Here is a 4,158-nt window from a genome sequence, read left to right on the forward strand (position 1 = left end):
CCGCGATCGCGTCAGCACAGGCAATATATTCATCGACTGACAGACCGAATCGCGGGCAAGCGCGCTCCTACAGGGTCGGTGTTTGCAGCGCGACAGCGTGGTGTCAGGGACACCGGGGCGGCTCCCACAGAAATTCTTTGGCGTCACCTGCAGGATCGCGATCCTGCAGAACTCATTCATGCTACTCAAACGTTTCCAGCCGCCCCAAAGCCGGGCATCCCGCACCAGTCGATGCCACCTTCGGTGACAGGCACGCCGCAGCCCACCAATACAAATCCTCTACAGTCCAACAAAACCGGGAACATATTTGCTTGGCCCGGCTTTTGCCTTATCTTGTATATACAGGATGATATAACTCAAGTATCCGACCTCGTGGATAATTCCCGGGCCGGTTCGGCAAAAAACTACAACTCAAGCAGGAAAGCGCACCATGCCAGCAGCACTTCTACTCAAGCCAGGTCAGTTCAATCTCGATCAGTTGCGCGCCATTTATCAGCAGCAAAGCCCTTTCGAGCTTGATCCATCTGCCCGTGAAGTGGTCGACGCCAGCACCCGCACTGTGAACGAAATCATTGCCAACCAACGCACCGTGTATGGCATTAACACGGGCTTTGGCCTGCTGGCACGCACGTCGATCCCCACCGAATCATTGGCCAGACTGCAACGTAATCTGCTGCTTTCACACTGCACCGGCACCGGCCCGCTGCTCGATGACGCCAGCGTTGCGCTGATCATGGCGCTGAAAGTCGGCTCCCTCGCCCGAGGCTTCTCCGGGATTCGCTGGGAAGTCATCCAGGCGTTGAGCGCGCTTTACGCTGCCAGGGTTTATCCATGCATCCCGTCGCAAGGCTCAGTGGGTGCCTCAGGGGATCTGGCACCGCTGGCGCACATGTCAGCCGTGCTGATCGGGGTGGGTCGGGTACGTCATCAGGGTCGCGAAATGGACGCGGTCGAAGGTCTCGCGCTGGCGGGCCTCGAGCCCATGGTACTGGGCCCGAAAGAAGGTCTGGCGTTGATCAATGGCACCCAGGTCTCCACCGCTCTGGCCCTGCGTGGTCTGTTTGCCACGGAAAAGCTTTTCACCGCAGCCGTGGTCGCCGGTAGCCTGAGTGTCGAAGCCTTGAAAGGCTCCGACGTACCGTTCGACCCACGTATTCAGGCGGTACGCGGTCAACCCGGCCAAATCGACGTGGCAGTCTTGTATCGTGAACTGTTGGCTACCAGCGAGATACGCAAGTCGCACGTGGATTGCGGCCGCGTACAAGACCCGTATTCCCTGCGCTGCCAGCCACAAGTCATGGGCGCATGCCTTGATCACATGCGTTTCGCTGCGGGAGTTTTCCTGCGCGAAGCCAATGCGGTGTCCGATAACCCGCTGGTATTCAGCGCTGATGGCGACGTGTTGTCAGGCGGTAACTTCCATGCGGAACCGGTCGCCATGGCCTCCGATGTGCTGGCCCTGGCGATTTCGGAAATAGGAGCACTTTCGGAGCGCCGCATCGCACAGCTGGTAGACCCGGCGTTGTCCGGCTTGCCTGCGTTTCTGGTCAAGGAAGGCGGTCTGAATTCGGGCTTCATGATTGCGCAGGTTACGGCAGCAGCTTTGGCATCCGAGAACAAGACCCTGGCCCATCCTGCGTCGGTCGATAGCTTGCCCACTTCAGCCAACCAGGAAGACCACGTATCCATGGCAACGTTTGCTGCGCGGCGCCTGCTGGATATGGCGGGCAACAGCAGCGCGGTGGTAGCGATTGAACTGCTGGGAGCGGCGCAAGGCGTAGATCTGCACGCACCGCTGCGCACCTCGGAAAAACTCAGCGAAGTGCTGGCCATGATCCGCAGTGAAGTCGCCCACTACGACGAAGATCGTTACTTCGCTCCGGACATTGCAGCAGCACGTGCCTGGGTGGAAGAAGGTGCATTTGCACGCTGGCTGCCATTTGAGCGTCTCTACGGCTGATAACGCTTACGTCATTGAATGAGCGCCATCCGCAAGGATGGTGCTCATCCATAACGGATCAGTTGCCAGTCGTCACATTGATCGAACGACCTCGGCGCAACGTCCTCAGATTTTTGTAAGCCATCGCAGCTGAACAATAATCAGAGGTGAACAATGAGCGATCAAAATCAGGATCCAGTCGACCGCAACGACCCGGCGATCAAACCGGATGATGCCCCCGATACGCCTACCCAGGAGCAACAGACTCAGGGGTACGACTCTCAATCTCAAGGTAAGCCGCAGGGCCAGCCTGACACCCAGTTTGAGCAGAATCAGGAATCAGGTGGTAACACGTACACGCCTGATTACGAGCCTGAAGAAAAACCGGAAAAAGTCCCCAACAACCTGCATCCAACGCAAGGCAAGGACGCAGATATTGATACTGACGGAGGCTAGATAGGCGATTTCTGTGTCATGGACGGCATCCACCCAGACATATTGACGTGGAACCGGCTTTAGCCGGGAGGGCGGCTTTTTTAAGATACAGATGCGTCATCTGTATCGGCCTGTTTCAGGCTAAAGCCGGCCCCACGTCGAACTTCATATGTCACGTCCTGCAAACCCGCATACCGTTGCAATCGCTACCCTCTCCCACCGAAACATCTGCACACACTCCATCAAAAATCTGATGTTGTACGACGTCTGACGTTATGTTCGACTTGCATCCGTCTCACTAAAAATAACAAATGGGGATACTCCTATGACGAGCACCAGCTCAGTCGATAAAAAAGCTACTGCTGCGCGTGAATCGGTCTTTGCCAAAGTCACCAAGCTTCTTGGCCCCGGCATTATCGCGGTGCTGTCATGGCTGGGGGCCGGTGATCTGATCACCTCTTCAGTGGCAGGCGCCAACTACGGCTACGCCATGATGTGGGTGCTGGCGGTCTCGCTGCTCCTCAGATTCCTCATCGTCAACATCATCGCCCGCTTCCAGCTCTGCAATAACAAGGGCATGAGCATCCTCGAAGGTTACGCCCAACTTCATCCAATCTTTGCCTGGTTCATGCTCGGCTACGCCTTGCTCATGGGGCATTTGATCAATGCCTACATGATCAAGGGCGCAGGCGAAGCACTGGCCATGTTGCTGCATATCAACCAACCGTTGCTGTGCTCTTTCGCGGTCGTGATAGCGGTCTGGTTGTTGGTGGGACGCAACATCTACACCATGATTGAAGGCGTCATGAAGGGCTTGCTGGCGCTGATGACCCTGGCGTTTCTGGCACTGGCAATCATGTCCAAGCCGGATATGGTCGGCATTCTCAAAGGCACCATAGGTTTCAGCATTCCACCGGATGAAGGTGTACACGGCGCACTGCTGGTGGCGGTTTCGGTGATTGGGGCAGTTGCCGGCTCCATCGCCAACTTCGTACACCCGTATGTAATGCGCGAAAAAGGCTGGATCGGCCCTGAACACAAGCGCATGCAGCGTAATGATCTGCTGTTTGCGGTATTCGTCGGCATTATCATCAACCTGGCTATCTGGGTTGTGGGTGCCGAAATTCTGCGTCCGAACGGCATTCAGGTGACTAACTTGCAGGACTTGGGCAAAGCCCTGGAAATGTTCTTCGGCTCGGCGGGCTGGTACATCTTCTTTGTTGGCGTGTTCGCAACGCTATTCGCCAGCATCGCGGGCAAGACAACGGCCTTCCCGATGCTGATCACCGATGCGTTCCAGCACATCCTCCCGAAACGTCGCGAGAAATTCGGGAAGGAGTTCCACAAAGACCCGATGCACAAATGGTTCATGCTGTTCATTCTAGTCACTCCACTGGTGTGGTCGCTGCCGGGCATGCCGGACTTCGTGACCCTGACCATCGGCGTGAATGCACTGAACATCATTGGTCTGCCAATCATTTCTCTGGGCCTGCTGATCATGTCCAACCAGAAAAAGCTGCTCGACAAGCAATACCGCAACAACCTGTTCGAGAACATTGCTCTGGTATTCGCGACAGGTCTGGCGTTGTGGGTAGCATTCCAGTTGGGGACTGATTTGCTGAGCTGAGGGACGAAATGGCTCTTCTGATCTGAACCCATTCCTCCAGGAGTGGCCGGGGCGGCGATCGCGGTTTACCTGACAAACTGCATCGCAGCCTTCGGCAGCTCCTTGTATGTTGCTCCTGCACCAAGGAGAAGGGTTAGTCTCTAAGGTGTGACATACG

3 protein-coding genes are annotated in these 4,158 nt (G+C 56.3%); all 3 read left to right on the forward strand.

From position 1 onward, the window contains the following. Positions 1–430: 430 nt before the first annotated feature. The 3 genes from hutH to RX972_RS28980 all read left to right on the forward strand — a co-directional run bounded on the left by hutH (position 431) and on the right by RX972_RS28980 (position 4,001). Positions 431–1,960 (forward strand): histidine ammonia-lyase, encoded by a 1,530-nt coding sequence (gene hutH, locus RX972_RS28970; protein ID WP_027902418.1) that lies wholly within the window; start codon positions 431–433, stop codon positions 1,958–1,960. A 153-nt stretch (positions 1,961–2,113) separates the two neighbouring features. Then, a complete protein-coding gene (locus RX972_RS28975; RefSeq protein ID WP_122704854.1) occupies positions 2,114–2,395 on the forward strand; it encodes a hypothetical protein in 282 nt (93 codons plus the stop codon). Between the two features lie 304 nt (positions 2,396–2,699). Beyond that, positions 2,700–4,001 (forward strand): Nramp family divalent metal transporter, encoded by a 1,302-nt coding sequence (locus tag RX972_RS28980; protein ID WP_316880709.1) that lies wholly within the window; start codon positions 2,700–2,702, stop codon positions 3,999–4,001. The last annotated feature ends 157 nt before the right edge of the window (positions 4,002–4,158 follow it).

It is taken from the genome of Pseudomonas syringae group sp. J309-1, from assembly GCF_032582135.1.
Lineage (GTDB): Bacteria > Pseudomonadota > Gammaproteobacteria > Pseudomonadales > Pseudomonadaceae > Aquipseudomonas > Aquipseudomonas quasicaspiana.